This is a genomic window from Geobacillus thermocatenulatus, assembly GCF_002217655.1.
Taxonomy (GTDB): Bacteria; Bacillota; Bacilli; order Bacillales; family Anoxybacillaceae; genus Geobacillus; species Geobacillus thermocatenulatus.
Genome location: NZ_NEWK01000002.1, coordinates 844789 through 870538, shown reverse-complemented (window position 1 = coordinate 870538; position 25750 = coordinate 844789). Strand labels below are relative to the sequence as shown.

27 protein-coding genes are annotated in these 25750 nt (G+C 52.6%); 19 read left to right on the top strand and 8 right to left on the bottom strand.

The features are described from left to right. Positions 1 to 81: 81 nt before the first annotated feature. Together B9L19_RS13240 and B9L19_RS13235 are read right to left on the bottom strand one after the other, a co-directional pair. Positions 82 to 1239: an aminotransferase A gene (locus tag B9L19_RS13240; RefSeq protein WP_025949671.1), complete on the bottom strand. Its 1158-nt coding sequence runs from the start codon at positions 1237 to 1239 to the stop codon at positions 82 to 84. 157 nt (positions 1240 to 1396) lie between these two features. After that, complete coding sequence (locus tag B9L19_RS13235) at positions 1397 to 1624, bottom strand: IDEAL domain-containing protein (RefSeq protein ID WP_025949672.1); 228 nt, start codon at positions 1622 to 1624, stop codon at positions 1397 to 1399. Between the two features lie 189 nt (positions 1625 to 1813). On the opposite strand from B9L19_RS13235, the gene corA reads away from it, so the two are divergent. The 5 genes from corA (at position 1814) to B9L19_RS13210 (ending at position 7768) form a co-directional block, all read left to right on the top strand. After that, positions 1814 to 2812 (top strand): magnesium/cobalt transporter CorA, encoded by a 999-nt coding sequence (gene corA, locus B9L19_RS13230; protein ID WP_033005298.1) that lies wholly within the window; start codon positions 1814 to 1816, stop codon positions 2810 to 2812. A 76-nt stretch (positions 2813 to 2888) separates the two neighbouring features. Continuing rightward, entirely contained in the window at positions 2889 to 3539 is a 651-nt protein-coding gene (locus B9L19_RS13225) for a glycoside hydrolase domain-containing protein (RefSeq protein WP_047753404.1), read from the top strand. A gap of 172 nt (positions 3540 to 3711) precedes the next feature. Next, a complete protein-coding gene (locus B9L19_RS13220) occupies positions 3712 to 5340 on the top strand; it encodes a diguanylate cyclase (RefSeq protein ID WP_025949675.1) in 1629 nt (542 codons plus the stop codon). Then, positions 5337 to 6362, top strand: a complete 1026-nt coding sequence (locus B9L19_RS13215; protein ID WP_047753403.1) for a HEAT repeat domain-containing protein — start codon at positions 5337 to 5339, stop codon at positions 6360 to 6362. The genes B9L19_RS13220 and B9L19_RS13215 overlap by 4 nt, the downstream gene beginning before the upstream one ends. A 2-nt stretch (positions 6363 to 6364) precedes the next feature. Then, complete coding sequence (locus B9L19_RS13210) at positions 6365 to 7768, top strand: glycosyltransferase family 2 protein (protein ID WP_025949677.1); 1404 nt, start codon at positions 6365 to 6367, stop codon at positions 7766 to 7768. Positions 7769 to 7851: 83 nt separating this feature from the next. Here the strand turns inward: B9L19_RS13210 and B9L19_RS13205 are convergent, their stop codons facing one another. Together B9L19_RS13205 and B9L19_RS13200 are read right to left on the bottom strand one after the other, a co-directional pair. Further along, on the bottom strand, positions 7852 to 8286 hold the full coding sequence (locus B9L19_RS13205; protein WP_025949678.1) for a YkyB family protein: 435 nt from the start codon (positions 8284 to 8286) through the stop codon (positions 7852 to 7854). A gap of 68 nt (positions 8287 to 8354) precedes the next feature. Continuing rightward, positions 8355 to 9224 (bottom strand): metallophosphoesterase, encoded by an 870-nt coding sequence (locus B9L19_RS13200; protein WP_025949679.1) that lies wholly within the window; start codon positions 9222 to 9224, stop codon positions 8355 to 8357. A 143-nt stretch (positions 9225 to 9367) separates the two neighbouring features. Between B9L19_RS13200 and fadH the strand changes: the two genes are divergently transcribed. The 9 genes from fadH to B9L19_RS13155 all read left to right on the top strand — a co-directional run bounded on the left by fadH (position 9368) and on the right by B9L19_RS13155 (position 16270). Next, positions 9368 to 10135, top strand: coding sequence for a 2,4-dienoyl-CoA reductase (gene fadH, locus B9L19_RS13195; protein ID WP_025949680.1), 768 nt, complete (start codon positions 9368 to 9370; stop codon positions 10133 to 10135). A gap of 214 nt (positions 10136 to 10349) precedes the next feature. Beyond that, on the top strand, positions 10350 to 11567 hold the full coding sequence (locus B9L19_RS13190; RefSeq protein WP_025949681.1) for an EAL domain-containing protein: 1218 nt from the start codon (positions 10350 to 10352) through the stop codon (positions 11565 to 11567). A gap of 48 nt (positions 11568 to 11615) precedes the next feature. Then, positions 11616 to 11849 carry a hypothetical protein gene (locus tag B9L19_RS13185; RefSeq protein ID WP_025949682.1) on the top strand — a complete coding sequence of 78 codons (234 nt, stop codon included), beginning with the start codon at positions 11616 to 11618 and terminating at the stop codon, positions 11847 to 11849. A gap of 412 nt (positions 11850 to 12261) precedes the next feature. Continuing rightward, positions 12262 to 12465 carry an antirepressor AbbA gene (gene abbA, locus B9L19_RS13180; protein ID WP_025949683.1) on the top strand — a complete coding sequence of 68 codons (204 nt, stop codon included), beginning with the start codon at positions 12262 to 12264 and terminating at the stop codon, positions 12463 to 12465. A gap of 102 nt (positions 12466 to 12567) precedes the next feature. Further along, positions 12568 to 13041, top strand: coding sequence for a cyclic-di-AMP-binding protein CbpB (gene cbpB, locus B9L19_RS13175; RefSeq protein WP_047753402.1), 474 nt, complete (start codon positions 12568 to 12570; stop codon positions 13039 to 13041). Positions 13042 to 13237: 196 nt separating this feature from the next. Continuing rightward, positions 13238 to 13948 (top strand): 2,3,4,5-tetrahydropyridine-2,6-dicarboxylate N-acetyltransferase, encoded by a 711-nt coding sequence (gene dapD / locus B9L19_RS13170; RefSeq protein WP_025949685.1) that lies wholly within the window; start codon positions 13238 to 13240, stop codon positions 13946 to 13948. Between the two features lie 59 nt (positions 13949 to 14007). Continuing rightward, entirely contained in the window at positions 14008 to 15141 is a 1134-nt protein-coding gene (locus B9L19_RS13165; RefSeq protein ID WP_047753401.1) for an N-acetyldiaminopimelate deacetylase, read from the top strand. 55 nt (positions 15142 to 15196) lie between these two features. Next, complete coding sequence (locus tag B9L19_RS13160) at positions 15197 to 15439, top strand: YkuS family protein (protein ID WP_047753400.1); 243 nt, start codon at positions 15197 to 15199, stop codon at positions 15437 to 15439. Between the two features lie 168 nt (positions 15440 to 15607). Then, positions 15608 to 16270 carry a potassium channel family protein gene (locus B9L19_RS13155; protein ID WP_013145901.1) on the top strand — a complete coding sequence of 221 codons (663 nt, stop codon included), beginning with the start codon at positions 15608 to 15610 and terminating at the stop codon, positions 16268 to 16270. A gap of 72 nt (positions 16271 to 16342) precedes the next feature. On the opposite strand, the gene rnjA is transcribed toward B9L19_RS13155, so the two are convergent. The 3 genes from rnjA to B9L19_RS19075 form a co-directional block, all read right to left on the bottom strand. Further along, complete coding sequence (gene rnjA, locus B9L19_RS13150; RefSeq protein WP_025949688.1) at positions 16343 to 18010, bottom strand: ribonuclease J1; 1668 nt, start codon at positions 18008 to 18010, stop codon at positions 16343 to 16345. After that, positions 18007 to 18222 (bottom strand): DNA-dependent RNA polymerase subunit epsilon, encoded by a 216-nt coding sequence (locus tag B9L19_RS13145; protein ID WP_025949689.1) that lies wholly within the window; start codon positions 18220 to 18222, stop codon positions 18007 to 18009. The genes rnjA and B9L19_RS13145 overlap by 4 nt, the downstream gene beginning before the upstream one ends. A 121-nt stretch (positions 18223 to 18343) precedes the next feature. Next, positions 18344 to 18493, bottom strand: coding sequence for a hypothetical protein (locus tag B9L19_RS19075; RefSeq protein WP_167372783.1), 150 nt, complete (start codon positions 18491 to 18493; stop codon positions 18344 to 18346). 182 nt (positions 18494 to 18675) lie between these two features. On the opposite strand from B9L19_RS19075, the gene B9L19_RS13140 reads away from it, so the two are divergent. Next, the gene (locus B9L19_RS13140; RefSeq protein WP_025949690.1) at positions 18676 to 19452 is read left to right on the top strand and encodes a Cof-type HAD-IIB family hydrolase; all 777 of its coding nucleotides are present in this window, start codon (positions 18676 to 18678) and stop codon (positions 19450 to 19452) included. A 51-nt stretch (positions 19453 to 19503) separates the two neighbouring features. Here B9L19_RS13140 and def read toward each other — a convergent pair whose 3' ends face one another. Continuing rightward, a complete protein-coding gene (def, locus tag B9L19_RS13135; protein WP_011230557.1) occupies positions 19504 to 20058 on the bottom strand; it encodes a peptide deformylase in 555 nt (184 codons plus the stop codon). Positions 20059 to 20585: 527 nt separating this feature from the next. Between def and pdhA the strand changes: the two genes are divergently transcribed. The 4 genes from pdhA to lpdA all read left to right on the top strand — a co-directional run bounded on the left by pdhA (position 20586) and on the right by lpdA (position 25471). Continuing rightward, a complete protein-coding gene (gene pdhA, locus B9L19_RS13130) occupies positions 20586 to 21695 on the top strand; it encodes a pyruvate dehydrogenase (acetyl-transferring) E1 component subunit alpha (RefSeq protein WP_013523311.1) in 1110 nt (369 codons plus the stop codon). 3 nt (positions 21696 to 21698) lie between these two features. Then, entirely contained in the window at positions 21699 to 22676 is a 978-nt protein-coding gene (gene pdhB, locus B9L19_RS13125) for a pyruvate dehydrogenase complex E1 component subunit beta (RefSeq protein WP_047753399.1), read from the top strand. A 73-nt stretch (positions 22677 to 22749) separates the two neighbouring features. Continuing rightward, on the top strand, positions 22750 to 24054 hold the full coding sequence (locus B9L19_RS13120) for a dihydrolipoamide acetyltransferase family protein (protein WP_025949692.1): 1305 nt from the start codon (positions 22750 to 22752) through the stop codon (positions 24052 to 24054). A 4-nt stretch (positions 24055 to 24058) separates the two neighbouring features. Next, positions 24059 to 25471: a dihydrolipoyl dehydrogenase gene (gene lpdA, locus B9L19_RS13115; protein ID WP_025949693.1), complete on the top strand. Its 1413-nt coding sequence runs from the start codon at positions 24059 to 24061 to the stop codon at positions 25469 to 25471. The last annotated feature ends 279 nt before the right edge of the window (positions 25472 to 25750 follow it).

Here is a 25750-nt window from a genome sequence, read left to right as displayed (position 1 = left end):
TGGTGAACAAAAGTCGAAAGTAAAGCGGCCTTTTTCTTATGGGGGCATGGCGGCCTAAACCGATACGATTTTTGAAAACCGTTACGGTCTGCGGCGCTTCGTTTGGATATACCGCTCGAGCCGGTCAAGCCCTTCTTTGAGCACATCGAGTGAATAAGCGTACGACAGGCGGACATGGCCTTCACCGTATTCAGAAAAGGCGCTGCCGGGAACGAGGGCGACGCCGGCGTTTTCGACGACATCGAGGGCAAAATCAAACGAAGACATGCCAAAGGCGGCGATTGACGGAAACAAGTAAAAGGCTCCATCCGGCTTCTCAACCGGCAGCCCCATGGCGGTGAGACGACTGTAGGCATACTCAAGCCGCTCGGCGTAGGCGGCGCGCATCACCTCGGCGTCGTTTTGGCCGGCGGTTAGCGCCTCCACCGCCGCTTTTTGGCTGATCGATGACGTGCACGAGACGCTGTATTGGTGCACTTTCACCATTTGTTCAACGGCGAACGCCGGAGCGAAGACAAACCCGATGCGCCAACCGGTCATGGAGTGCGATTTGCTTAAACCGTTGATGACGATCGTCTGCTCCGGCAGCCACTCGGCGATTGAGTGATGGCGTCCGTGGTAAACGAGCTCGCTGTAAATTTCATCGGAAACGATCCAAATCGGCCGTCCTTTCAAAAGGGAAGCGATCTTCTCAAGCTCTTTGGCTGGCAGCGCCGTCCCGGTTGGATTGGATGGGTATGGAAGAACGAGGCAGCGCGTCTTTTCCGTCAAATAAGGCGCAATGAGCTCAGCCGACAGACGGAAACCGTTTGGCCTTGTGTCGATGTACACCGGTTTCGCCCCGCACAGGCGGATGAGCGGTTCATAGCCAGGATAGACGGGTGCGGGAAGGAGCACTTCCGTTCCTTCTTCCAAAATCGTGCGAAATGCGATATCAAGCGCTTGGCTGGCGCCGACGGTGGCGATGACTTCGTCCGGCGTGTAGCGAAGGCCGTACTTGTCAGCGACGAATTGGCAAGCCGCCTGGCGCAGTTCCAGCAGGCCGGCGTTCGCTGTATACGTCGTGAAATCGGCGGCGATCGCCTCCTGAGCGGCTGCTTTGACATGATCGGGCGTTGGGAAATCAGGCTGGCCGATCGTCAAGGAAACAAGTCCCGGCCGGTCGGCGACAAGGTTGAAAAATTGGCGGATGCCTGATAACTGAATGGCTTGAACGCGTGGTTGAATGAGGTGTTTCACGGTTGTCCACCTTTCTTTTTTTGTTTCTATTGTACCATTGGCGAGGAAAACGAAAAAACAAAAATGAGCCCCTTTCCGTTTGGATGATTCCTTGAAACGGAAATGGGGCTCATTTGTTGGTCATCGACGATTCACTGTCCAACTTCGTTCGCTCCTTTTACGCGCCGTATTTTTTCAACAGGTCGTTATATTGGGCGGAAAGTTTGAAAAACAACGGCTTGTCGCCGGCCGCGAGCGCTTCGTCAATTTGTTCCATCAGTTTTTTTCTTTGAAACTGGAAGATCGCTTCGTTCAGCACTTGTTCGGCCATCGGCCCGTAGCTGCTTTTTTCTTCCGGTTGGTTGAACAAAACGGCGCCTTCATTCGGGTATTGTTTTTCGTACATCGTTTAGTCCCTCCCATACGGGAACGAAATGGTTCCCTTTTTTATATTATCGTCGTTTTTTTAAGTGTTGTAAAGAAAATTTTGATAAATGTTTTTTGTCATTTTTTTCTTTACATCATTTTCATACCCGTTTTTTGTTGGGGATTAACAGGTTTTCGGTTATGATAAGAGGAGAACAAGGCAAAGGTGATGGCGATGATTCGCACGTGTGTCGTGACAAAAGAATTTGAGATTTTGTATGATGTTGACGTAACGCTTGTCAACAGCCCGGACGTCTCATGGTATTGGGTTGACTTTCATGAGCCGACGGATGAGGAATCGGCGCTGCTCGCCTCCTTTTTCCGTTTTCACCCACTGGCGATTGAAGACTGTCTCGAATATGTGCAGCGGCCGAAGCTCGATTTTTATGACCGCTACTTGTTTGTTGTGCTTCATGCCATTGCCGGGATGACGCTGGAGGCTGAGGAAGTCGATTTGTTTGTCGGGCAAAACTTCATCGTTTCGTTTCATAAGTCGCCGATTCATGCCGTTGACGAGGTGTGGGAGCGATTGAAGCATGAAGAAGATGTTCAGCAGGGGCCGTTTCACGTCATGTACCGGCTGATCGACAAGCTTGTGGATGATTATTTTCCACCCCTTTACCATATTGAAGACGTGCTGAACGATTTAGAGGAGAATACGAACAATGAACCGATTCACGACATTATTGAAAAAGTGTTTGACATCCGCGGCGATTTATCGAAGCTGCGCCGAACGATCGTGCCGATGCGTGACTTGCTGTACCGCATTATCCACTCCGACCGGCTGCAGCGCATGAAAGAACGGCAGCTGTACTTTCATGACATTTATGATCATTTGCTGAAGCTGTCCGAAATGATTGAGACAAACCGAGAAATTACCGCGGATATCCGCGACAGCTATTTATCGCTCAACTCGAATCGAATGAACAATATTATGATGACATTTACCGCCATTACGACCATTTTCATGCCGCTGTCCTTTATTGCCGGCATTTATGGGATGAACTTTGATTATATGCCTGAACTTCATTGGAAATATGGCTATTTTGTTGTATTGGCCGCCATGGCGGTGATCGGCATGACGATGTTCGTCTGGTTTAAGCGCAACGGCTGGTTTCAGTTGTTGAAAGGCGACTGGGCGAAGGAGGAGCGAGAGCGCCGCCAGTAGCCGTATAAAACGGGCTGTTCCCCTCATATACATAATTACATCATGACGGCAGCGTAAGCGCGAAGGAGGGGAACCGATGGCAAGAGGAATTTGGGGCGTCGACTCGGCGCAAGCCGTAACGGACCCATTGTTTCAATGCGTGCGGACGGAGCTTGGCTATCCAAAATTTTGGGGCCGCTATTTGGTGGAAGTGCCGAACGTGTCGGAAGGGTTGACGCGCGACGAGATCGCCCGCATCCGCAACTATGGCGTGAAGGTGCTGCCGATTTATAACGCCTTCCGTGAAGCGGTCGGCTATGCGAACGGTCAGGTGGCGGCGCGCAACGCGGTGTTCCATGCGCGGCGGCTCGGCATCCCGAAAAATAAACTGCTGTTTGCCAACATCGAAGATTTTTTCGCCGTGGATGCCGCTTGGATTGCTGCCTGGGTGGAAACGCTCTACCCGACCGGATACCGGCCAGGGCTGTACGCGGACCCGACGAAAGGGGATTTCGCCGCTGCTTATTGCGAGGCGGTCAGCCGGAACAACCAAGTGGCGGTGCAGGCGGTCATTTGGAGCGCGGCTCCAAGGCCGGGAACGACGAAAGAGCAGAAAGCGCCGCGCTATCAGCCGGCTGCCCCGCCTTGCAGCGCGAATGTCTGGGTGTGGCAGTACGGACGTGATGCAGAAGTCTGCCCGGTTGACACGAATTTAGCTGACCGACGCCTATTGGACTTTTTGTATTGAACAAAGCCGTTGCAAAAAGGCAACGGCTTTGTTATGCGGCTAGAGAATGGTTGGTTGTTGTACGTCTTTTCTTTTAATTTTTTGGCTTGGATTGATTATATTAGTAATAGGAAAAAAGGAGGATGTCAGTCGGTTGGGAAAAACGGAACGATGATCGAAAGGAGAGAGAAATATGGATCGATCTGTCGCCTCGCTGTTGGATCGCATCCATGAACAATACGAACGATGGAGGGCGGGGCCGCCGCTTGACGGTGCGGAATTGGCCCGATTTTTCAACGCTGTCTTCCGGACGGCGGCGGTGATTGGTCGCAGCGACATCGTTTCGGAAGCAGAGCGGCTCATTCATCGGTTGAACGGTCAAACAAAACGGCCATGGACAGCGGAGGAGGCGCTGATGGAGATGGTTCCTCTCCTTCGCTGCTTCTATGAAGCCGGGGAAGCGGCTTCTGCCGCCATTCCCTCTTCGCACCGCCAAGGGCCGAAAGCATCGATTCTCCTCTGTGGAAATGATCCCCTGTTTTTTGCTTACGTCCGCGGCGCCCTGCAAACCGTGCCATGGTGTTTCATGACGATTTCCTCCCTTGAGCAGGCAGCTGTGTCGATGTTTCGTCTCAGCCCGGATTGCATCATCGTCAGCGTGAAGGAGGGAGAGTGGGAGAACCCGGACTTGACGGTTTTGCTTGAGCGCGCCGGACAGCGCCCCTATCTTCCTGTTGTCATTGTGAGGAGAGACGGGGGCAAAGAGGAGCGGTTGAAAGGTTATGAGCTTGGCGCGGATGATGTCATCACCACCCCAGCGGCAGATGAACTGTTCGTTCGCGTCCGCCGGCTCATTGAAAAAAAACGAAAAATCGATGACCTTGTGCTCATTGACGAATTGACAGGGGTGTACAACCGGAAGTATTTGCCGCGGGTATACGCCCGCCTTCGGAGCGACCTGGAGCGTTACGGAGCGCCAAGTTGTTTGGCGTTGCTTGATTTGGACCATTTCAAGCAAATCAACGACCGCTTCGGCCATTTGGCAGGCGATGCCGTGTTGCGGAAGCTGGCGGCCTTTTTGCGCCAACATACACGTGGAGTGGATACGGTCGTTCGCTTTGGGGGCGAAGAGTTTGTCGTTTGGCTGGCCAAAACGTCCAAAAGTAAGGCGCGTGCGGTGCTTGAGCGGCTGCAACGCCAGTTCGCCGCCGAAAAAGTCGAGGCGGATGGCGCACTTCTATCATGTACGTTTTCCGCCGGCTTGGTTGAGTGCGATGAACCGGATCGGCCGCTTGACTATTGGCTGCGTCTGGCCGACAAGGCGCTGTATGCGGCGAAACGAGGCGGCGGCAATCGGATCGAAGAGGCGTCACGCGAACGAAGCGAATTTTTAGACGAGGACGTTCATCTGACGCAAACGGACCAACAGCGGTGGTCAGTGGCCATTGTGGATGATGATGAGCTCGTGCGGATGATGATCGCCGATCTTGTCCGAAAGTTTGCTGCTGAGCAGAAGAGGGAAGCAGACATTTACGAGTTTGGCGACGGCCTTTCGTTTCTCGAATCTTCGTTTTATCAAAACGGGCGGCCATCTGTCGTCATTTTGGATCGGGTGATGCCAAAAATGGACGGCCTTGAGGTGCTAAACCGCCTCCGTCAAGAGCGAAAGCCATACAAGGTGATGATGCTGACGTCGCGCCAAGATGAGCGCGATATTGCTCATGCGCTGAACCGAGGAGCGGACGAATATGTGACAAAGCCGTTTAAATGGCTTGAGCTTGAGGCACGGCTGCGCCGGCTGTTGAGGGAGCTGAATGAGTGATGGCGCTTTTTTCTGCCTTAGCCGCAACGGTTGTTTTCCTTGTACTGTTAGTAAACCTATTTCTCTATTTGGTGGTGCGAAAATGGAGGGAAAATAGACGTCAGGCAGAGCTCAGGGCATTGAAGAAGCGGTTCCATCTTCCGCTGCTTCGTTATGTGCTCGGCGAAGAGGAAGATCTGCCGTTGCCGTCTTCGCCGCTTGAGCGTGAGGCGATGATGGAGCTCCTTGACCATTTCGCTTCGCTCTTGAGAGGAGAACGGGTGCAGGAGAGAATCCGAACATTGGCGGAAAAACATTTTCAAGGATGGCTGCGCCGCCGGTTGTCAAGCCGGTATTGGAGCGAACGGATGAACGCCCTGTTTTTGATCGAGGATTTGCAGATGAAGGCGATGCTGCCGGAGATGGAGCGGTTGTACCGCTCCGACCGGGTGACGAGAGGAGAAGAAGCAAAACTGTTGACGATTTTCGCCCGATTTGACTATAGCCCGGTGGTGGCCTACGTGCTTGAGCCGAAATACGAATTGACCGAGTTTGCGTACCGAGTTATTTTTGGCCATATGAGCGAGCGGCTGCTTCGACAGGTGGAACAGCGATTTGAGGAGCTGCCGCGGGCGGGGAAATGTGCGTTCGTGGATATGATCGGCATCCGCCGGCGCGAAGAGCGGTCGTTTTTGCTGGAGCTGTTGGCATCCGATGAGTTGGAGCTTCGCGTTCGCGCGCTCAAGGCGATGGCGGAAATCGGCATGCCGCTTGAAGCGGAGAGGCTCAAACAGCATTTGTGCTCCCCCCATTGGCAAGAGCGGCTGATGGCCGCACGCCTCGCCGGAAAATGCCGCGAAGAGCGGCTTCTTCCGTTGCTCTATGAGCGGCTGGCTGACCGTTCATTTGTTGTTCGTTCCGAAGCCGCCGCGGCCATCGCGCGTCTGCCGGGAGGCCGAACGACGTTGCGCGCCGCGGCACGCACAGCATCGGATCGTTACGCCCGCGATATGGCGAGGCAGTGGCTTGGAGGGGAGGAGTGATGATGGAAGCGTGGCGTTCGTTTCTTTGGGTCGCAGGACATATTGTACTGATTTACATGGTCATCGTTCTTCTTTTTTATGCCTTTTTGCTTGTTGTCTCGTTCATCCATTTGCGCAGGGTTCATCGTCTTGATGACTGGGAGCCGTATGAAGAGCTGCTTGATGCGAGCTATGCCAAACCGGTGTCCATTCTCGTTCCCGCTTATAATGAAGAAGCGGGCATCGTCGGCTCAGTGCGGTCGCTGCTGGCTATTGAATATCCTGAGTACGAAGTCATCGTCATTAACGATGGTTCAACTGACAAGACGCTTGAACGGCTGATTGAGCATTTTCATTTGCAGCCGGTCTATCGCGTCATTCGCCGCCAGCTGGCCGCAAAGGAAATTAAGGCGGTTTACCAGTCGCCTGATTATCCGCATTTGTTTGTGCTGGATAAAGAAAACGGCGGGAAAGCGGATGCGTTGAACGCGGGGATCAACGCCTCCCGCTATCCATACATTTGCTCGATTGACGGCGATTCGGTTTTGGAGCGGCGCGCGTTTTTGAAAGTGATGAAACCAATGCTTGAGTCCGACGGGGAAATCATCGCTTCTGGAGGAAGCGTCCGCATCGCCAACGGCTGTCGGATTGAACGCGGTGAAATCGTCCAGGTCGGGTTGTCGCGGCGGCCGCTCGTCATTATGCAAACGATTGAATATTTGCGTGCGTTTTTGCTCGGCCGCCTCGGCTTAAGTCGCCATAACTTGCTGTTGATCGTTTCCGGGGCGTTCGGTGTATTTTCCAAACCTTGGATGATCGAAGCGGGCGGATATGCCGACACCGCTGGCGAGGATATGGAACTCGTCGTGCGTCTGCATCGGCTGGCGCGAGAAAAGAACGAGGCGAAAAAAATCATCTACATCCCCGACCCAGTTTGCTGGACGGAAGCGCCGGAAACGTATGGGGATTTGCGCCGGCAGCGGCGGCGCTGGCATCGCGGGCTGCTTGAGAGCTTATGGATGCATCGGTCGATGCTGTTCAACCCAAAATACGGTTCGATCGGCCTTCTTTCGCTACCGTATTTTTGGTTCATTGAGCTTCTTGGACCGGTCGTTGAATTGATCGGCTATATCGTGGTTGTTTTTTCATTGTTTCTCGGGAGCATGTACGTGGAGCTTGCTCTTCTGTTGCTGACGGTTTCTGTGTTGTACGGTTCGTTTTTGTCAGCCGCCGCCGTCTTGCTTGAAGAATGGACAGAGCGGAAGTTCCCGAACGTATCTGATTTGGTGAGGCTTTTTTTCTTCTCGCTGACCGAGACGTTTTGGTACCGCCCGCTTACCGCTTGGTGGCGGTGCGAAGGGGTGATCGACGCCTTTCGCCGAAAAAAGCAATGGGGGAGCATAAAGAGAAAAGGAGTGTCAGCATAACCGGCAGAACATTAACCAATCGCTTGTTTTCGATCAGCGAAAAGGGGGCTAGAAGGCCGGTCATGATGGAAGGCGGCGCCCGCCTAATAGCGGTCGCCGAGCCGTTTAAATACGGGTTTTGTCAGCCGTTTCGGCCTTTGTTCCGGCTTTTCTTTTAATCCGGTGTAGGCGATGAGAATGGCCTTGGCTTCTGACAGTGGCATCCGAGCCGGAGGGTTGCGGTATGAATCGTTGAGAGCGCCAAGGTGCGGAAGGACGGCGAAATCTTGTTTTGTCGGTGGGATGTGGAAGTAGTAGTCGCCGACGGCGACAAGCACGTCGGATTGCTGTTGGCTGTATTTCGGATTGCGGGAAAAATGGAGGCCCACTTTTTTCGCCTTGCCCTCCTCGAGCAGCTTTTCAATCGCCTTTTTCTTTAGAAGATAAAGGAATGCAGGATTCAAAGCGGTTTTTGCATGGCGGTTGACGGTAAAAATCGCTTTGGCAATATTGTCGACCGTCAATTGCAACGGTTTCATCGGCATGTCTCCTTTTTTCTTTCTATTATAACATAGAAAGCAGCGTTGTTGGTCGGTTTGTCCTACTTCTAGCCGGGAGTAAGCGAAAAAACGGTCAACTCCGGCGGAGCAAAGAAGCGAAGCGGCACCCGCGTCGTGCCAAGGCCGCGGTTGACGTACAACAAGAGTCCGCCGACGTGGTAAAACCCTTCATAATACCGCTCAGACAACGGCGGCGTGATGAGCGGTCCGATAAACGGCAACTGAATTTGCCCGCCGTGGCTATGGCCAGACAGTTGAACGTGAATAGGGAAGCGGCGAGCCTCAATGGCACCGTCCGGCTCATGAACGAGGGCGATCGTATATGTCGCCCGCGGAATGCCGTTCGTCATTTTCGACCAGTCCGGGCGTCCGAGCATCATATCGTCGCTGCCGGCGATCGCGATCGCCCCGTGGCCGCGCCGGACGAGTGCATGCTCATTGACGAGAACGCGGAACCCGGCTCGTTCCATCAATCGACGGTAAATATCTGTTCCATAGCCGCCGTGATCATGGTTTCCGTAAATACAAAATTTCCCAAGAGGAGCGCGGACGCCGGCCAACGCCTCAGCGACCGCGTCGACGTGCGGATACCGGTTCGCCTCATGGAGCAGATCGCCTGTGAATACGACGAGATCGGGCCCGAGTTCGTTGATGCGGTCCATAATGCGGTAAAAGCGTTCCAAGCCATAATAATGGCCGAGATGGAGATCACTGAACTGCAGCAGCTTGACGCCGGCAAACGACTTTGGGATCAGAGGATGCGACAGCGTATGGTGCGTCACGGTCAGCTCGGCTGGCTCAATCCAGCGGGCGTATCCAGAGGCGGCTGCCACGGCCAGCGCTGCGCTGAAACTTGTGCGCGCCAGCTTTTTCAAAAAGGCGCGCCGGCTTAGTTTGGTTGTTTCGAGATGGTGCATCGTTTCGCCGTCCTTTCACAAGCAGCTTTATTATAACGAAAAGAGAGGGAAAAGGACAATAGGAGGACTAAGATGTTCGAATATTCCACTATTTTATGATATGATAGAAATGAATGAGTAATCAGTCATAGGAGGAGAAATGGATGAACGGAAAGGTGATCATTGTGACCGGCGGGTCGAGCGGAATGGGGAAGTATATGGCGAAGCGGTTTGTCGCTGAGGGGGCCAACGTCGTCATTACGGGAAGGCGGGCCGAGGCGCTCGAAGAGGCCAAGCGGGAAATCGCTGCGCCGAATGGGGGACAAGTGCTTACGGTTCCGATGGATGTGCGCAACCCGGAACAAGTGGCGCACATGGTGGAGCGGACTGATGCGGAATTCGGCCGCATCGATGCCCTCATCAACAATGCGGCGGGCAATTTCATTTGCCCCGCGGAAAAGTTGTCGATCAACGGCTGGAACAGCGTCATTAACATTGTGTTAAACGGCACGTTTTACTGCAGCCGGGAAGTCGGCAACTACTGGATTCAGCGCGGCTTGAAAGGGAACATTATCAACATCGTTGCAACATATGCCTGGCATGCCGGCGCCGGGGTCATTCATTCAGCGAGCGCGAAGGCGGGAGTGCTGGCCATGACGCGCACGCTTGCTGTGGAATGGGGGAAAAAGTACGGCTTCCGCGTCAATGCGATCGCTCCCGGACCGATCGAACGGACCGGTGGGGCGGAGCGGCTTTGGGAATCAGAGGAAGCGGAGCGGATGACGTTGGAAAGCGTGCCGCTCGGGCGGCTCGGGACGCCGGAAGAAATCGCGGCGGTCGCTTCGTTTTTGCTTTCGGATGAAGCCGCTTACATTAACGGCGCTTGCATCACTGTCGACGGCGGTCAATGGCTGAATCGGCGGCCGTTTTAATCAAATTTGCCGTAAAGCAAGATGGTCCTCATCCAAAAGGGATTGCAGGCGGCATTTCTTCATTTATTGCGGGCAACCGGTTCATTGCACGTAACGGCTTTTGTCACAAGCGGATTCCCTGCTGTCAGGGGAGCCGCTTTTTTTACGTCAGGAATGATTGGGCAATTATGCTATAATAAAGGTAAAGATGGTCGATGGGAATGAGGTGGGCACGATGGATGCATTAGACGTTATGGCCAACTTGCCGCAGGTGATCCCCTACTATCAACCGATCTTCAGCGCTGATGAGCATGGGGTCGTCGGCTATGAAGTGCTCGGTCGGTTTCAAACGGAAACAGGGCCGGTCAGCCTTGGACCGTTTTTTCATGATGAAGCCATTCCAGAAGAATTTCGCATCGAAGTAGATGATGTGGTGACGAAAAAGGCGCTCGACTATTTTCTGTCGCTTGATGATCAAACGCTGCTCATTTTTTTAAACCGCGATGCCAACTTGCTGATGCTTGACCGCGGCGAGTCGTTTTTGCAACTGCTTCTCTCCTATGAAGCGAAAGGGTTGGCGCTAAGCCGCATTGTTTTGGAAATCAATGAGCAGCATTTCAAGGGAGACGTCGATCAGCTCAGCCATTTATTGACGTATCTTCGTACATACGGCGTTAAGGTGGCGGTCGACAACATCGCCGAACATAGCATTCATCTTGAGCGAATCGGCGTCTTGTCGCCTGATATTTTAAAAATCGATTTGCGTGAATTGCGGAAAACGTCCGTTCATCAAGCATACCAGGAAATCGTTCACTCGATTTCGTTGTTGGCGCGCAAAATCGGAGCGACGCTCCTGTATGAGGACATCGAAACGTCATTTCAGCTTCAGTATGCTTGGCGGCATGGCGGTCGCTATTATCAAGGGTATTATTTGGCCAAGCCGGCGCCTGAGGTTGTGCCGCGCGATTTGTTGAAAGACTTGCTCCGCCAAGAGTGCCATCGCTTCATCCAGCAGGAAAAGAAAAAGCTTGAAACGCTGTATCAAATTGCTGAGCAGTTTCAGCAGCGGATGAGCGCGCTGCTTGGCAAATACAAAAAAGCCGCCGATTTTAACGAGCTCATTTCCCTGTTGGCCGGCGAGCTCGACGATGTTTGCTTCCGCATTTATGTTTGTGATGAGGACGGCTTCCAGCAGTCGGGCAATATGTTCAAGCGCGGCGGCCGGTGGGAGCTTCAGCCGCAATATTATATGAAAAACTGGAGCTGGCGTCCATATTTTTTGGAAAACATTATTCGCATGCGCTCGCGTCGAAGAGGGCTTTTGTCCGATTTATACACGGATATTGAAACAGGGGAAACGATCCGGACGTATTCGTATCCGATCGATGAGCGCCATTACTTGTTTATTGACTTGTCGTACAGCTATTTGTTTGAGCATGACGCCCATTATTGACTGCATAAAACCGACTCATTGCGGCAAAGTAAGCATGAGGTGAAACGTATGGCACAGCTGACTTTCGTATTATCTGTCCTTTCTGTATTGATTGCGGTGATTGGATTTATGTATACGGTCCGTCTCGGCCGCCAGCAGCGCTGGCAAGGGGAGCTTGACGGGCCGATCCCGAAAACGGTCGAGGGGCATGCCTATTTGCGCAACCCGATATTGCTTGCGTATGTGCTCGCCGTCTTGCTTGCTGTGTTTGCCATCGGTTATTTGGCGCTTCGATATGATTGAACGGAAGGTGTCCCAACAAGGCGGGACACCTTTTTTGATGGCCGCCATGCACAAAATATCACGCATCTGTCTGCTTTACCATCTTTCTTCTGAAAGAAGTCTCCCACTTCTAAGCGAAGTGAAAGTGGGAGATGAATGTCGGTTGGCGTCAGCCAACGAATAGGATAGAATATGGTTAGAACGGACACCTTTGGAACGAAGGGAAGCGTAAAGGGTTCTTGTGTGCGGCTTGCCGTTCGGCGAACACACCCAAGTCGCTTGAAGCCCCCACCTCTCAGCGAAGCGTAGGTGGTGGGTAGTTCACGGAGAGAAAACCGTTTTTTGGTCGCTTGGAAATGACGGTTTTTTCCACGACTTTTTTCCTTTGCCGGCGAATATATATGGAAGCGGAAGAGGCAAAGGGGGAATGAAGATGACGAAGCGGCTGCCGACAAGGCTGTCGGGCGAGGAAGCGGCGTTATTGCTTGACGTTTTGTTTAGCCAGCAATATGCACTCGAGCTCATCCGCTCCGAGCTGGCGGATATCGAAAACGGGGACAAGGCGGTCGATGAACACCGGTACCGGCAGCTGTTGCGTTTATACGACCGCCTGTTGATAGAGGAAGAGGAAGGATAAAAATTGTTGTGCACTATCGCTATCGCAGGAAGCGATAGTCTTTTTTATGGTATGATAACAGTGTGGAGAGGAGAAGATGCAGAAGAAAGGCGGAACATCGGCATGACATGGGAACACAATGAATTCATGCAAATGACTGTGAAGTCCTTTCTGATTCCGGCGGATAAAGTGGCGCATGTGCAGCCGGGAAATTATTTGGATCATGCGCTGCTCGTCCTGACGAAAACCGGCTATTCGGCGATTCCGGTATTGGACACATCTTATAAACTTCACGGGCTCATCAGCATGACGATGATAATGGATGCCATTTTAGGATTGGAGCGCATTGAATTTGAACGTCTCGAGACGATGAAGGTCGAAGAAGTGATGAACCGAAACATTCCGCGCCTGCGGCTTGACGACAGCCTGATGAAGGCAGTGGGGCTTATTGTCAACCATCCGTTCGTGTGCGTGGAAAATGACGACGGCTATTTTGCAGGCATTTTCACTCGACGGGAAGTACTGAAGCAACTGAATAAACAGCTGCACAGGCCTAATGGCGGCCGGAAGCTAGGCCGAAAAGAAGCTGAACAATGAGCAGAAAGGGAATCGTGTGCCATAACAAGAGCAGCGGGCTTTGGCTGATCCGTTCGGAAGCGGCAGGGCAACTTCCACAAGTCCAAGCCTTCGAGAAGATATTTACAGTATTTTGCTCAATGAATTTGTGCTTGTCACAATGATCTCTGTTTTGCTAAAGTAAAAAAGAATACAGGTGTAAAGGAGGATATCGCCCATGAAGATGATGGACGCCAATGAAATCATTTCGTTTATTCAAAACAGTAAAAAATCAACGCCTGTTAAAGTATACATAAAAGGGGATCTTGATGGCATCGATTTCGGCTCAAGCGCGAAAACGTTTATGATCGGCAACGTCGGCGTTGTGTTTGGCGAATGGCAAGACATTCAAGCGGCAATCGAAGCGAATCAAGACAAAATCGAGGACTATGTTGTCGAGAACGACCGTCGCAACTCGGCCATTCCGCTTTTGGATTTGAAAGGCATCAAGGCGCGCATTGAGCCGGGCGCGATCATCCGCGACCATGTCGAAATCGGCGACAACGCCGTCATTATGATGGGAGCGGTCATCAATATCGGCGCCGTCGTCGGCGAAGGAACGATGATCGACATGAACGCGGTGCTCGGCGGCCGGGCGACGGTAGGGAAAAACTGCCATATCGGCGCCGGCGCGGTGTTGGCAGGCGTGATCGAGCCGCCATCAGCCAAGCCGGTCGTCATTGAAGACGATGTGCTCGTTGGGGCGAATGCCGTTATTTTGGAAGGTGTCACGGTCGGCAAGGGAGCGGTTGTGGCTGCCGGCGCCGTTGTTGTCGAAGACGTGCCGCCGTATACGGTCGTGGCCGGCGTGCCGGCGCGCGTCATTAAGCAGATCGACGAGCAAACGCGGGCGAAAACGGAGATTAAGCAGGAGCTTCGCCAATTATAATCATCATAAAAGCTGTCCCTTCACACGAGGACAGCTTTTTTATCCATGGAGGAGAGACGATGTCTGCGATCAGCCCATTTGTCGCCATTCGCCGCGACTTGCATCAAATCCCAGAGCTTGGGTTTCAGGAGTTTAAAACGCAGCAATATTTGCTTCGCTATATCCAGTCCTTGCCGCAAGAGCGGCTTCAAGTCCGGACGTGGAAAACCGGGATTTTCGTCAAAGTCAACGGAACATCGCCGCGCAAAACGATCGGCTACCGCGCCGATATGGACGGGCTGCCGATTCGCGAGGAGACCGGTTTGCCGTATCGGTCGAAACATGAAGGGCGCATGCACGCGTGCGGCCACGATGTGCATATGAGCATTGCTCTTGGTGTGCTCACCCATTTTGCTTATCATCCACTGAAAGACGATTTGCTGTTTGTATTCCAGCCGGCCGAGGAAGGACCGGGCGGAGCAAAGCCGATGTTAGAAAGCGACATCATGCGGGAATGGAAGCCGGATATCATCGTCGCCCTGCATATTGCGCCGGAATATCCAGTCGGCACGATTGCAACGAAAGAAGGGTTGCTGTTTGCCAATACGTCGGAGCTGTTTATCGACCTGAAGGGAAAAGGTGGCCATGCGGCGTTTCCGCATTTAGCGAATGACATGGTCGTCGCCGCCTGCGCATTGGTGACGCAGCTGCAGTCGATCGTCGCCCGCAACGTCGATCCGCTCGATGGCGCGGTCATTACGATCGGAAAAATTGCCGGCGGGACGGTGCAAAACGTCATTGCGGAGCACGCCCGGCTCGAAGGAACGATTCGGACGCTGTCGACTGCAGCGATGCAGAAGGTGAAGCGGCGGATTGAAGCGATCGTGCATGGCATTGAAGTCGCATACGAATGCGAAGCATCCATCGATTACGGTGCCATGTACCATGAAGTGTACAACGATCTGGATCTGACAGCGGAATTTATGAAGTTTGCCAAGGCGCACGGCGGCGTGAATGTGATCCGTTGCAAAGAAGCGATGACTGGTGAAGATTTCGGCTATATGTTGGCAGAAATTCCTGGATTTATATTTTGGCTCGGTGTTGATTCGCCATATGGGTTGCACCATGCAAAACTGGCTCCGAACGAGGAAGCGATCGACCGCGCCATCGCGTTTTTAATCGACTATTTTTCATGGAAAGGAAACGCAGAATGAAGTATAGTTCCGCCTCTAGCAACACACATTAATGAGTGTGAGGAGGTGAATGGTGATGGCGAAAATTGGTGTTGAGCCATCGTTGACGGACGTACAGGAAGCGTTGAAAGAGCGAGGATATGACGTTGTACCGCTCCGCGGGGAGCAAGACGCAAGAGGCTGCGACTGCTGCGTCATTACCGGCCTGGACGCCAATATCGCCGGCATTCACAACATCGTGACGTCCGGTCCGGTCATTGAAGCGAGTGGGCTCACCGCGGACGAGATTTGCCAAAAAGTAGAAGAAACATTTCGCTGATGCCGAACGTTCGGGCTGTGTGCGCTGGCAGCCTCGTTTTGGCGAAATGGCGAAAGCTCATCGTGTAAAGGAATGATGGAAAAGGAACGAAGGACGTTTTCGTTCCTTTTTCTTTTTTGCTAAAATAAGGGGAAGAAACAATGCTTGATCAACGATGGAGGAGTGTCAATGAAAAAGAAACAGTTTGCTGTCATCGGCCTCGGGCGCTTTGGAGGCAGCATCTGCCGAACGCTGAGCGAACAAGGGATGGAAGTATTGGCCATCGATATTGATGAAGACCGGGTGAACGAATTTGCGTCGATCGCTTCGCATGCCGTCGTCGGCGACACGACCGATGAAAACGTGTTGAAAAGCTTAGGCATCCGCAACTTCGACCATGTGATTGTTGCGATCGGCGACAACATTCAGGCGAGCATTTTGACGACCTTGATTTTAAAAGAGCTCGGCGTCAACCATATTACGGTCAAGGCAACGAACGATTACCATGAGAAAGTGCTGAAAAAAATCGGCGCTGATCAAATCGTGCATCCAGAGCGCGACATGGGCGAGCGGATCGCCCACAATTTGATTTCCAATAACGTCTTAGATTATCTGGAGCTGTCGGACAAATACAGCATTGTCGAAATCGTGGCGAGCGAGCGGCTTGACGGCCATTCGCTTTTGGAGCTTGACATCCGCGCCCGCTACGGCATCAATATCGTCGCCATCAAGCGTGGAGCAAGCGTCATCGTCTCCCCGCTCGCCTCGGAAATCATCCGCAAAGGCGACGTGTTGGTCGTCATCGGCGCTGACAGCGACATTGACCGGTTTGAGGAAAAAGTGGTCGGCTGACGGCTGACAGACGGCCTGTGCATGATGATGGCAGAAAAAGGGCATCCCTTTTGCAGGGACGCCCTTTTTTCGTTAGATTTCCATGATGATCGGCAAAATCATCGGCCGCCGTTTCGTCCGCTCGTACAAGAACGGAGCGAGCGTTTCCGTAATTTCGTTTTTGATCTCCGACCATTGGTTTGTTTTCCGTTCCAGCACTTTTTCGAGATGCTTGGAGATCAACACCTGCGCTTCGCTGATCAAGTCGCCTGACTCCCGCATATAGACGAAGCCGCGAGAGATAATATCAGGACCGGCGGCGATTTTAAATTCTTTCATGTTGATGCTGACGACGACAATCACGAGTCCTTCCTCAGACAAAATGCGGCGGTCGCGCAAGACGATGTTGCCGATGTCGCCGACACCGCTGCCGTCGATGTAGACGGAGCCGGACGGGATCTTGCCGACGATGCGCGCTTCTTTGTCGCTGATGCCAAGCACTTCGCCGTTGTCCATAATAAAGCAGTTTTCCTCCGGCACGCCGCAGTCAATGGCGAGCTTGGCGTGCATTTTTTGCATGCGGTATTCGCCGTGGATGGGCATGAAATATTTCGGCTTCATCAGCCGGATCATCAATTTTTGCTCTTCTTGTCCGCCGTGGCCAGACGTATGGATGTCGTTGAGCGGACCGTGGATGACTTCTGCACCAGCGCGGTACAGCATGTTGATCGTACGGTTGACGCTCACCGTGTTGCCCGGGATCGGGGATGAGGAAAAGACGACCGTGTCGCCCGGAATGATTTGAATTTGCCGGTGCGTGCCGTTGGCGATGCGTGACAAGGCGGCCATCGGCTCCCCTTGGCTGCCGGTGCATAAAATCGTCACCCGGTTGGCCGGCAGGCGGTTGATTTCGTTCGCGTCGACGAACGTGCCTTTCGGGCATTTGATATAGCCGAGGTCTTGTCCGATCTCAATCGCCGCTTCCATGCTTCGGCCGAAGACAGCGATTTTTCGGTTATTGGCGACGGCTGCTTCCGTCACCTGTTGAAGACGGTGGATGTTGGATGCAAATGTGGCGAAAATGATGCGTCCTTCCACCTTGCGGAAAATGTCATGAATGCTTTCGCCGACGCGTCGCTCCGACATCGTAAAATGTGGAATCTCGCTGTTCGTGCTGTCCGACATGAGGCAAAGAACGCCTTCTTTCCCAATCTCGGCCATTTTTGTCAAATTGGCTGGCTCACCGACCGGCGTAAAGTCGAATTTAAAATCCCCAGTGTGAACGATTTGCCCGACTGGCGTTTTCACAACAATACCGTAGCTGTCTGGGATGCTGTGCGTCGTCCGGAAAAAGGTGACGGCCGTTTTTTGAAAGCGGATGACATCGTCTTCGCGAATCTCAATGAGTTTCGCTTGGCGCAACAAGCCATGTTCTTCAAGTTTATTCCGAATCAGTCCAAGCGCCAATTTGCCGCCGTAAATCGGGATGTTCACCTGCCGGAGCAAATACGGAATGCCGCCGATATGGTCTTCGTGCCCGTGGGTGATGAACAGCCCTTTCACTTTGTCCGCGTGCTTCACTAAATAGGAGTAGTCTGGAATGACATAGTCGATCCCAAGCAGCTCATCTTCCGGAAACTTAATGCCTGCATCAATGACAATGATTTCGTCTTGGAATTGTACGCCGTATGTATTTTTTCCGATTTCACCCAGTCCGCCGAGGGCAAAAACGCCAACTTGCTGGTCAGCTAACAGCTTCATGATGAAATCTCCAATACTTGAAAGTTCGGGCTTTTCTTTTCGTATTCTAGATGCGCTCCCTCTAACGGCTGAATATACTCAATATTGATCGGACGGCTTTCGAGTTTTCGGCGTACATCCCGCTCTGATTCTGCTTCGATGTAGAGTGTTTTCGTTTTTTCTCTCACGGGCACCTCGTCCACGTTTTCTTGGTAAAACACTTTGAAAATCATCGTGAAATCTCTCCTTATCGTACAATGGTTGCTCTATCTATTATATAAGAATGTAACGTTCTTTTCATGTATTTTGTTGCCAAAAGCCAAAAACAGGCGTGAGATGTGCCGACGATATGCATCATTGACGAATGTTGCCCGCTTTATTCAAGTGGGAAAGAAGCCCTTCGAAGGGAAGGGCTGTTGTAACGGTCAGGCGATCAATTTTTTCCGGAGCAGGTCTTTCCACTGTTGAAGCAGCTTTTTTTTCAGCTTTTTCAACATGTTTCATCACTCCTTACCTTTTATTGTACTCATTTTGCAGCGAAAGTAAATGTTCTATTCTATATGATATGTAGACGGAGGTTTGTTTTTCATGGGTAAAAATGGAACAGAACGTGCCTCTTGGTTGACATTCCGGGCGTTTTTCAGTACGGTTAACAATGAACAATTTTTTCACAAGGGGAAGTGAACGTGGGCAGAAAAATTGTCTTTTTCGACATCGACGGCACGCTTCTTGATGAGCAAAAGCAGCTGCCGCCATCAACGATCGAAGCGGTTCGCCGCCTGAAGCAGTCGGACGTTTATGTCGCCATCGCCACCGGACGCGCTCCGTTTATGTTTGAGCATGTGCGCAAACAGCTTGGCATCGATTCGTTCGTCAGCTTCAACGGCCAGTACGTCGTTTTTGAAGGGAATGTGCTATACAAGCAGCCGCTTTCCCGTGAGAAAGTGCGGGCATTGACTGAAGACGCCCACCGCAACGGCCATCCGCTTGTCTTTATGAACGCTGATGAAATGCGGGCCAGCGTTGATGACCATCCGCACATCCACGTCAGCATGGCGAGCCTAAAATTCGCCCACCCGCCTGTCGACCCTCTTTATTATGAGAACAAAGACATTTATCAAGCGCTTCTGTTTTGCCGCGCTGAGGAAGAAGAACCGTATGTGCGCAACTATCCGGAATTCCGCTTTGTCCGCTGGCACGACGTCTCGACCGATGTGCTGCCGGCAGGGGGCTCGAAGGCGGAAGGCATCCGCATGATGATCGAAAAACTCGGGATTGATAAGAAGGATGTGTACGCGTTCGGCGACGGATTGAATGATATTGAAATGCTCTCGTTCGTCGGAACCGGGGTGGCGATGGGCAACGCCCATGAGGAAGTGAAAAAGATCGCCGACTTCGTTACGAAGCCGGTCGATCAGGAAGGCATTTGGTATGGATTGAAACAGCTGCAGCTCATCCGATAAAAGCGGCCTTGGCCTTTTCGGCGAGGCCGCTCGCCATTGACAACAGGCTTTTTAGCGCCCGATTGGAATCGCTCCGTCCGGCACTTGGAAGGGGTCGTCCGGATTGATGCGGTCATAAAACATAATGCCGTTTAAATGGTCGATTTCATGCTGGAAGACGATGGCCGGCAATCCTTTGAGGCGCAAGGTGACTTCCTCGCCGTCGATCGTCGTCCCCGTGACCGTGATGCGGGCATAGCGCGGCACATACCCCGGCACGTCGCGGTCGACCGACAGACAGCCTTCCCCGGTCGTCAAGTAACATTGCTGGACGGAATGGCTGACGATTTTCGGATTGAACAAGGCGTAGCTGTACAGCGTCCCGTTTTCATCGGTGACATGGACGGCAATCATCCGCTTTGAGACGTTGATTTGCGGGGCGGCAAGGCCAATGCCGGGCCGCAGGCCGTATTTCGCTGCCAGCTCCGGGTCTTGGCTCATTTTCACGTAGTCAAGCAAGCTTTGCAAAATGCGCTTATCTTCCTCTGAAGGCGGCAACGGAACGGGTTCGGCGATTTTCCGCAATGTCGGATGCCCCTCTTTGATGATGTCCTTCATCGTGATCATTCGCTTCGTTCACTCCCTACGTTTGGCATCGCTGTCTATCGTTTAGTCTAACAAAATGAGCATCGATCGTAAATCAAAACGCAACCGCACGAATATATTATTCGAGTATAAGGAAAACAATAAGACAAATTAGAGAAAACGTTTTCATTATCTTATCAAGCCACTGTATGTTTTGTATTTTGTGAAAATATAATACAGGACTCGTACAGGTAGTGAGGGATGTAATATAACAGTTTGCGGGCGGAATATTACCAATTCCAATTCCCCCCAAAAGATAAAGCGAAAAAACATGAGAAATCAAAGTCGTTGACGGTTGATCCAAGAACGTGTAAACTAAAACTTGCAAATGCGTATTGTACTAATTCAATCTTGAAAAATAGTGAAACAGATTTCGGCGCCTTTGTTGCTTGCGTTGGCGCCGGATGGCGGCCGTTTTTTATTTCTCTTTCATTTTGGGTACATTAATAGTATGTGGGCGAATGTATTCTCATTTCTAAAATTTCTAATGAAAGGCAGAGGTGAATAACATGGGTGTGAAAACCTCCCAGTTTCGATTTGCGGAGCAGCTCGAGAAAGTAGCCGAGCAGTTCCCGACGTTTCAAATTTTGAATGAAGAAGGCGAAATCGTCAACGAAGAGGCGATGCCAGAGTTAAGCGACGAGCAGCTGAAAGAGCTGATGCGCCGCATGGTGTATACGCGCATCCTCGACCAGCGCTCCATTTCGTTGAACCGCCAAGGCCGACTCGGGTTTTACGCACCGACCGCCGGGCAAGAAGCGAGCCAAATCGCCAGCCATTTTGCGCTTGAGAAAGAAGATTTCATTTTGCCGGGATATCGCGACGTTCCGCAAATCATTTGGCACGGGCTTCCGCTTTATCAAGCGTTTTTGTTCTCGCGCGGCCACTTTCATGGCAATCAAATTCCTGAAGGCGTCAATGTCTTGCCGCCCCAAATTATTATCGGGGCTCAATACATTCAAGCGGCCGGCGTGGCGCTCGGCTTGAAAATGCGGGGCAAAAAGGCGGTGGCCATTACATATACCGGCGATGGGGGCACATCGCAAGGCGACTTTTATGAAGGGATCAACTTCGCGGGGGCGTTTAAGGCGCCGGCCATCTTTGTTGTGCAAAACAACCGCTTTGCCATCTCGACGCCAGTGGAGAAGCAAACGGTCGCCAAAACATTGGCGCAAAAAGCGGTCGCTGCCGGCATTCCGGGCATTCAAGTCGACGGCATGGATCCGCTTGCAGTCTACGCCGCGGTGAAAGCAGCCCGCGAACGCGCCATTAACGGCGAAGGGCCGACGCTCATCGAAACACTTTGCTTCCGCTACGGTCCGCACACGATGTCCGGCGACGATCCGACGCGCTATCGTTCGAAAGAACTCGAAAACGAATGGGCGAAAAAAGACCCGCTTGTCCGCTTCCGCAAGTTTTTAGAAGCGAAAGGTTTATGGAGCGAAGAGGAAGAAAACCGCGTCATCGAGCAGGCGAAAGAGGACATCAAGGAAGCGATCAAAAAAGCGGACGAAACGCCGAAACAAAAAGTGACCGACTTAATCAGCATCATGTTCGAAGAGCTGCCGGCGAACTTAAAAGAGCAGTATGAAATTTATAAAGAGAAGGAGTCGAAGTAAGCCATGGCGCAAATGACAATGGTTCAAGCGATCACCGATGCGCTGCGCATCGAGATGAGAAACGATCCGAACGTGCTGGTGTTTGGCGAAGACGTTGGGGTCAACGGCGGCGTATTCCGGGCGACGGAAGGGCTGCAAGCTGAGTTTGGCGAAGAACATGTGTTTGATACGCCGCTGGCCGAATCGGGGATCGGCGGTTTGGCGATCGGCTTGGCCTTGCAAGGGTTTCGCCCGGTGCCGGAAATTCAGTTTTTCGGGTTCGTCTATGAGGCGATGGATGCGATTTGCGGACAAATGGCGCGCATCCGCTACCGCACTGGCGGCCGCTACCATGTTCCGATTACGATTCGTTCGCCGTTTGGCGGCGGCGTTCATACGCCAGAATTGCACTCAGACAGCTTAGAAGGACTCGTCGCCCAACAGCCGGGCTTGAAAGTCGTCATCCCGTCGACGCCGTATGATGCGAAAGGATTGCTCATCTCAGCCATCCGCGACAACGACCCGGTTATTTTCCTTGAGCATTTGAAACTGTACCGTTCGTTCCGACAAGAGGTGCCGGAAGGAGAGTACACAATTCCGATCGGCAAAGCAGACATTAAGCGTGAAGGGAAAGACATTACGATTATCGCGTACGGGGCCATGGTGCATGAATCGTTAAAGGCGGCGGCAGAATTAGAGAAAGAAGGCATTTCTGCCGAAGTCGTCGACTTGCGCACCGTGCAGCCGCTCGATATGGAGACGATCATTGGTTCGGTCGAAAAAACGGGCCGCGCCATCGTCGTTCAAGAAGCGCAACGGCAAGCCGGCATCGCCGCCAACGTCGTTGCTGAAATTAACGAACGTGCGATTTTAAGCCTGGAGGCGCCTGTATTGCGCGTCGCCGCGCCGGATACCGTCTATCCGTTCGCTCAAGCAGAATCGGTGTGGCTGCCGAACTTTAAAGACGTGATCGAGACGGCGAAAAAAGTGATCAACTTCTAATGTGGACAAGTCCGGGGGAGCAAAGGGCCTTCCCCCGCTCATTTTCGGCAAACGAATAGGAGGTCGACCTACAGTGGCATTTGAATTTAAGCTGCCGGACATTGGCGAAGGCATTCATGAAGGCGAGATCGTCAAATGGTTCGTCAAGCCGGGCGATGAAGTGAACGAAGACGACGTGTTGTGCGAAGTGCAAAACGACAAAGCGGTCGTCGAGATCCCATCTCCTGTCAAGGGGAAAGTGCTTGAGATTCTCGTCCCGGAAGGAACGGTGGCGACGGTTGGGCAAACGCTCATTACGCTCGATGCGCCGGGCTATGAAAACATGACGTTTAAAGGACAAGAACACGAAGAAGTGAAAAAAGAGGAAAAAGCGGAAACGGTGTCGAAAAAGGAAATGGTTGAGACCGCTGCTTCGAGCGCACCGGCGGCCGAAGCGGGAGCCGACCCGAACCGCCGCGTTATCGCGATGCCGTCTGTGCGCAAATATGCGCGTGAAAAAGGCGTCGATATCCGTCTCGTCCAAGGCACGGGGAAAAACGGCCGCATTTTGAAAGAAGATATTGATGCCTTCCTCGCCGGCGGCGCGAAAGCCGCGGCTGAGCCGACGCCGCAAGCGGCGGAAGAGAAGGCAGCGCCGCAAGCGCCAGCAGCGAAACCGGTTGTGCCGGAAGGCGAATTCCCGGAAACGCGCGAGAAAATGAGCGGCATCCGTCGGGCGATCGCCAAGGCCATGGTGCATTCGAAACATACGGCCCCGCACGTGACGCTGATGGACGAAGCCGATGTGACGAAGCTTGTTGCTCACCGAAAAAAATTCAAGGCCATTGCCGCGGAAAAAGGCATCAAGCTGACGTTCTTGCCGTATGTCGTCAAAGCGCTTGTTTCTGCGCTGCGTGAATATCCGGTGCTGAATACGTCGATCGACGATGCGACGGAGGAAATTATTCATAAGCATTACTACAACATCGGCATTGCCGCTGATACGGACCGCGGCTTGCTCGTGCCGGTCATTAAACATGCCGACCGGAAGCCGATTTTCGCGCTGGCGAAGGAAATCAACGAACTCGCTGAAAAAGCGCGCGAAGGCAAACTGATGCCAAACGAAATGAAAGGCGCATCGTGCACGATTACAAACATCGGCTCAGCCGGCGGGCAATGGTTTACGCCGGTCATCAACCATCCGGAAGTGGCGATTCTTGGCATCGGCCGCATTGCCGAAAAACCGGTTGTCCGCGACGGTGAAATTGTCGCTGCTCCGGTCTTGGCGCTCTCGCTCAGCTTTGACCATCGGATGATCGACGGAGCGACAGCGCAAAAAGCGCTCAACCATATCAAGCAGCTGTTAAGCGATCCAGAATTATTATTAATGGAGGCGTAAAACGATGGTAGTTGGCGATTTTGCAATTGAAACAGAAACGCTCGTCGTTGGCGCCGGCCCTGGCGGCTATGTCGCCGCCATCCGCGCCGCACAGCTCGGCCAAAAAGTGACGATTGTGGAAAAAGGAAATTTGGGCGGCGTCTGCTTAAACGTCGGCTGCATCCCGTCCAAGGCGCTCATCTCGGCAAGCCATCGCTACGAGCAGGCGAAACATTCCGACGAGATGGGCATCAAGGCGGAAAACGTCACGGTTGATTTCTCGAAAGTGCAAGAATGGAAAGCGAGCATCGTCAAAAAATTGACGGGCGGCGTCGAAGGACTTCTCAAAGGCAACAAAGTTGACATTGTCAAAGGGGAAGCGTACTTCGTCGACGCCAATACGGTGCGCGTGGTCAACGGCGACAGCGCGCAGACGTATACGTTTAAAAACGCGATTCTGGCCACCGGTTCGCGTCCGATCGAGCTGCCAAACTTCAAGTTTTCCGGCCGCATTCTCGACTCGACCGGTGCGCTCAACCTCGGGGAAATCCCAAAATCGCTCGTTGTCATCGGCGGCGGCTACATCGGCATCGAACTCGGTACGGCTTACGCCAATTTTGGTGCGAAAGTGACGATTCTGGAAGGGGCCGGTGAGATTTTATCCGGCTTTGAAAAGCAAATGGTGTCCATCATTAAGCGCCGTCTGAAGAACAAAGGGGTCGAAGTTGTGACGAATGCGCTCGCAAAAGGAGCCGAAGAGCGTGCAGACGGCGTGACGGTCACGTATGAAGCGAACGGCGAAACGAAAACGATCGACGCCGACTATGTGTTGGTGACGGTCGGCCGCCGACCGAATACAGATGAGCTTGGTCTTGAACAAATCGGCATCAAAATGAACAACCGCGGCTTGATTGAAGTGGATCAACAATGCCGGACAAGCGTGCCGAACATTTTCGCCATTGGCGACATCGTCCCAGGCCCGGCGCTCGCCCATAAAGCGTCGTATGAAGGAAAAGTGGCGGCGGAAGCCATCGCCGGCCATCCGTCGGTCGTCGATTACATCGCCATTCCGGCTGTGGTCTTCTCGGATCCGGAATGCGCCTCGGTCGGCTACTTTGAACAACAGGCGAAAGAGGAAGGCATCGACGTCATTACGGCGAAATTCCCGTTTGCCGCCAACGGCCGCGCTCTGTCGCTCAACGATACGGACGGCTTCTTGAAGCTTGTCGTCCGCAAAGAAGACGGCGTCGTGATCGGAGCGCAAATCATCGGCCCGAACGCCTCAGATATGATCGCTGAGCTTGGGCTTGCCATCGAAGCCGGCATGACGGCGGAAGATATCGCGTTGACGATTCATGCCCATCCGACGCTTGGCGAAATCGCCATGGAAGCGGCGGAAGTGGCGCTTGGCACGCCGATTCATATCATTGCGAAGTAACGGAAAACGAAGGGGTTGACCCCAAAAATCCGCTTTTTGGCGAACTTTTGGGTCAACCCCATTTTTTCCTTGTAGTACCATTACAAGAAATATGAGAAAAAGTAGCACATCAATACCCCAATCGAGAGAATATGTTTTTAAAAAATCTTTTGCGGCGCAATCCCTCTACCAATTTCACCGTATCTTGATAAGGGCGCTGCAAGATGATTGGCGGAAAAGAAATGAATCTGCGGCGGCAGCTGTATGTTCGCCTGTTGCTGCGCCCGGTCCACAGTCTTT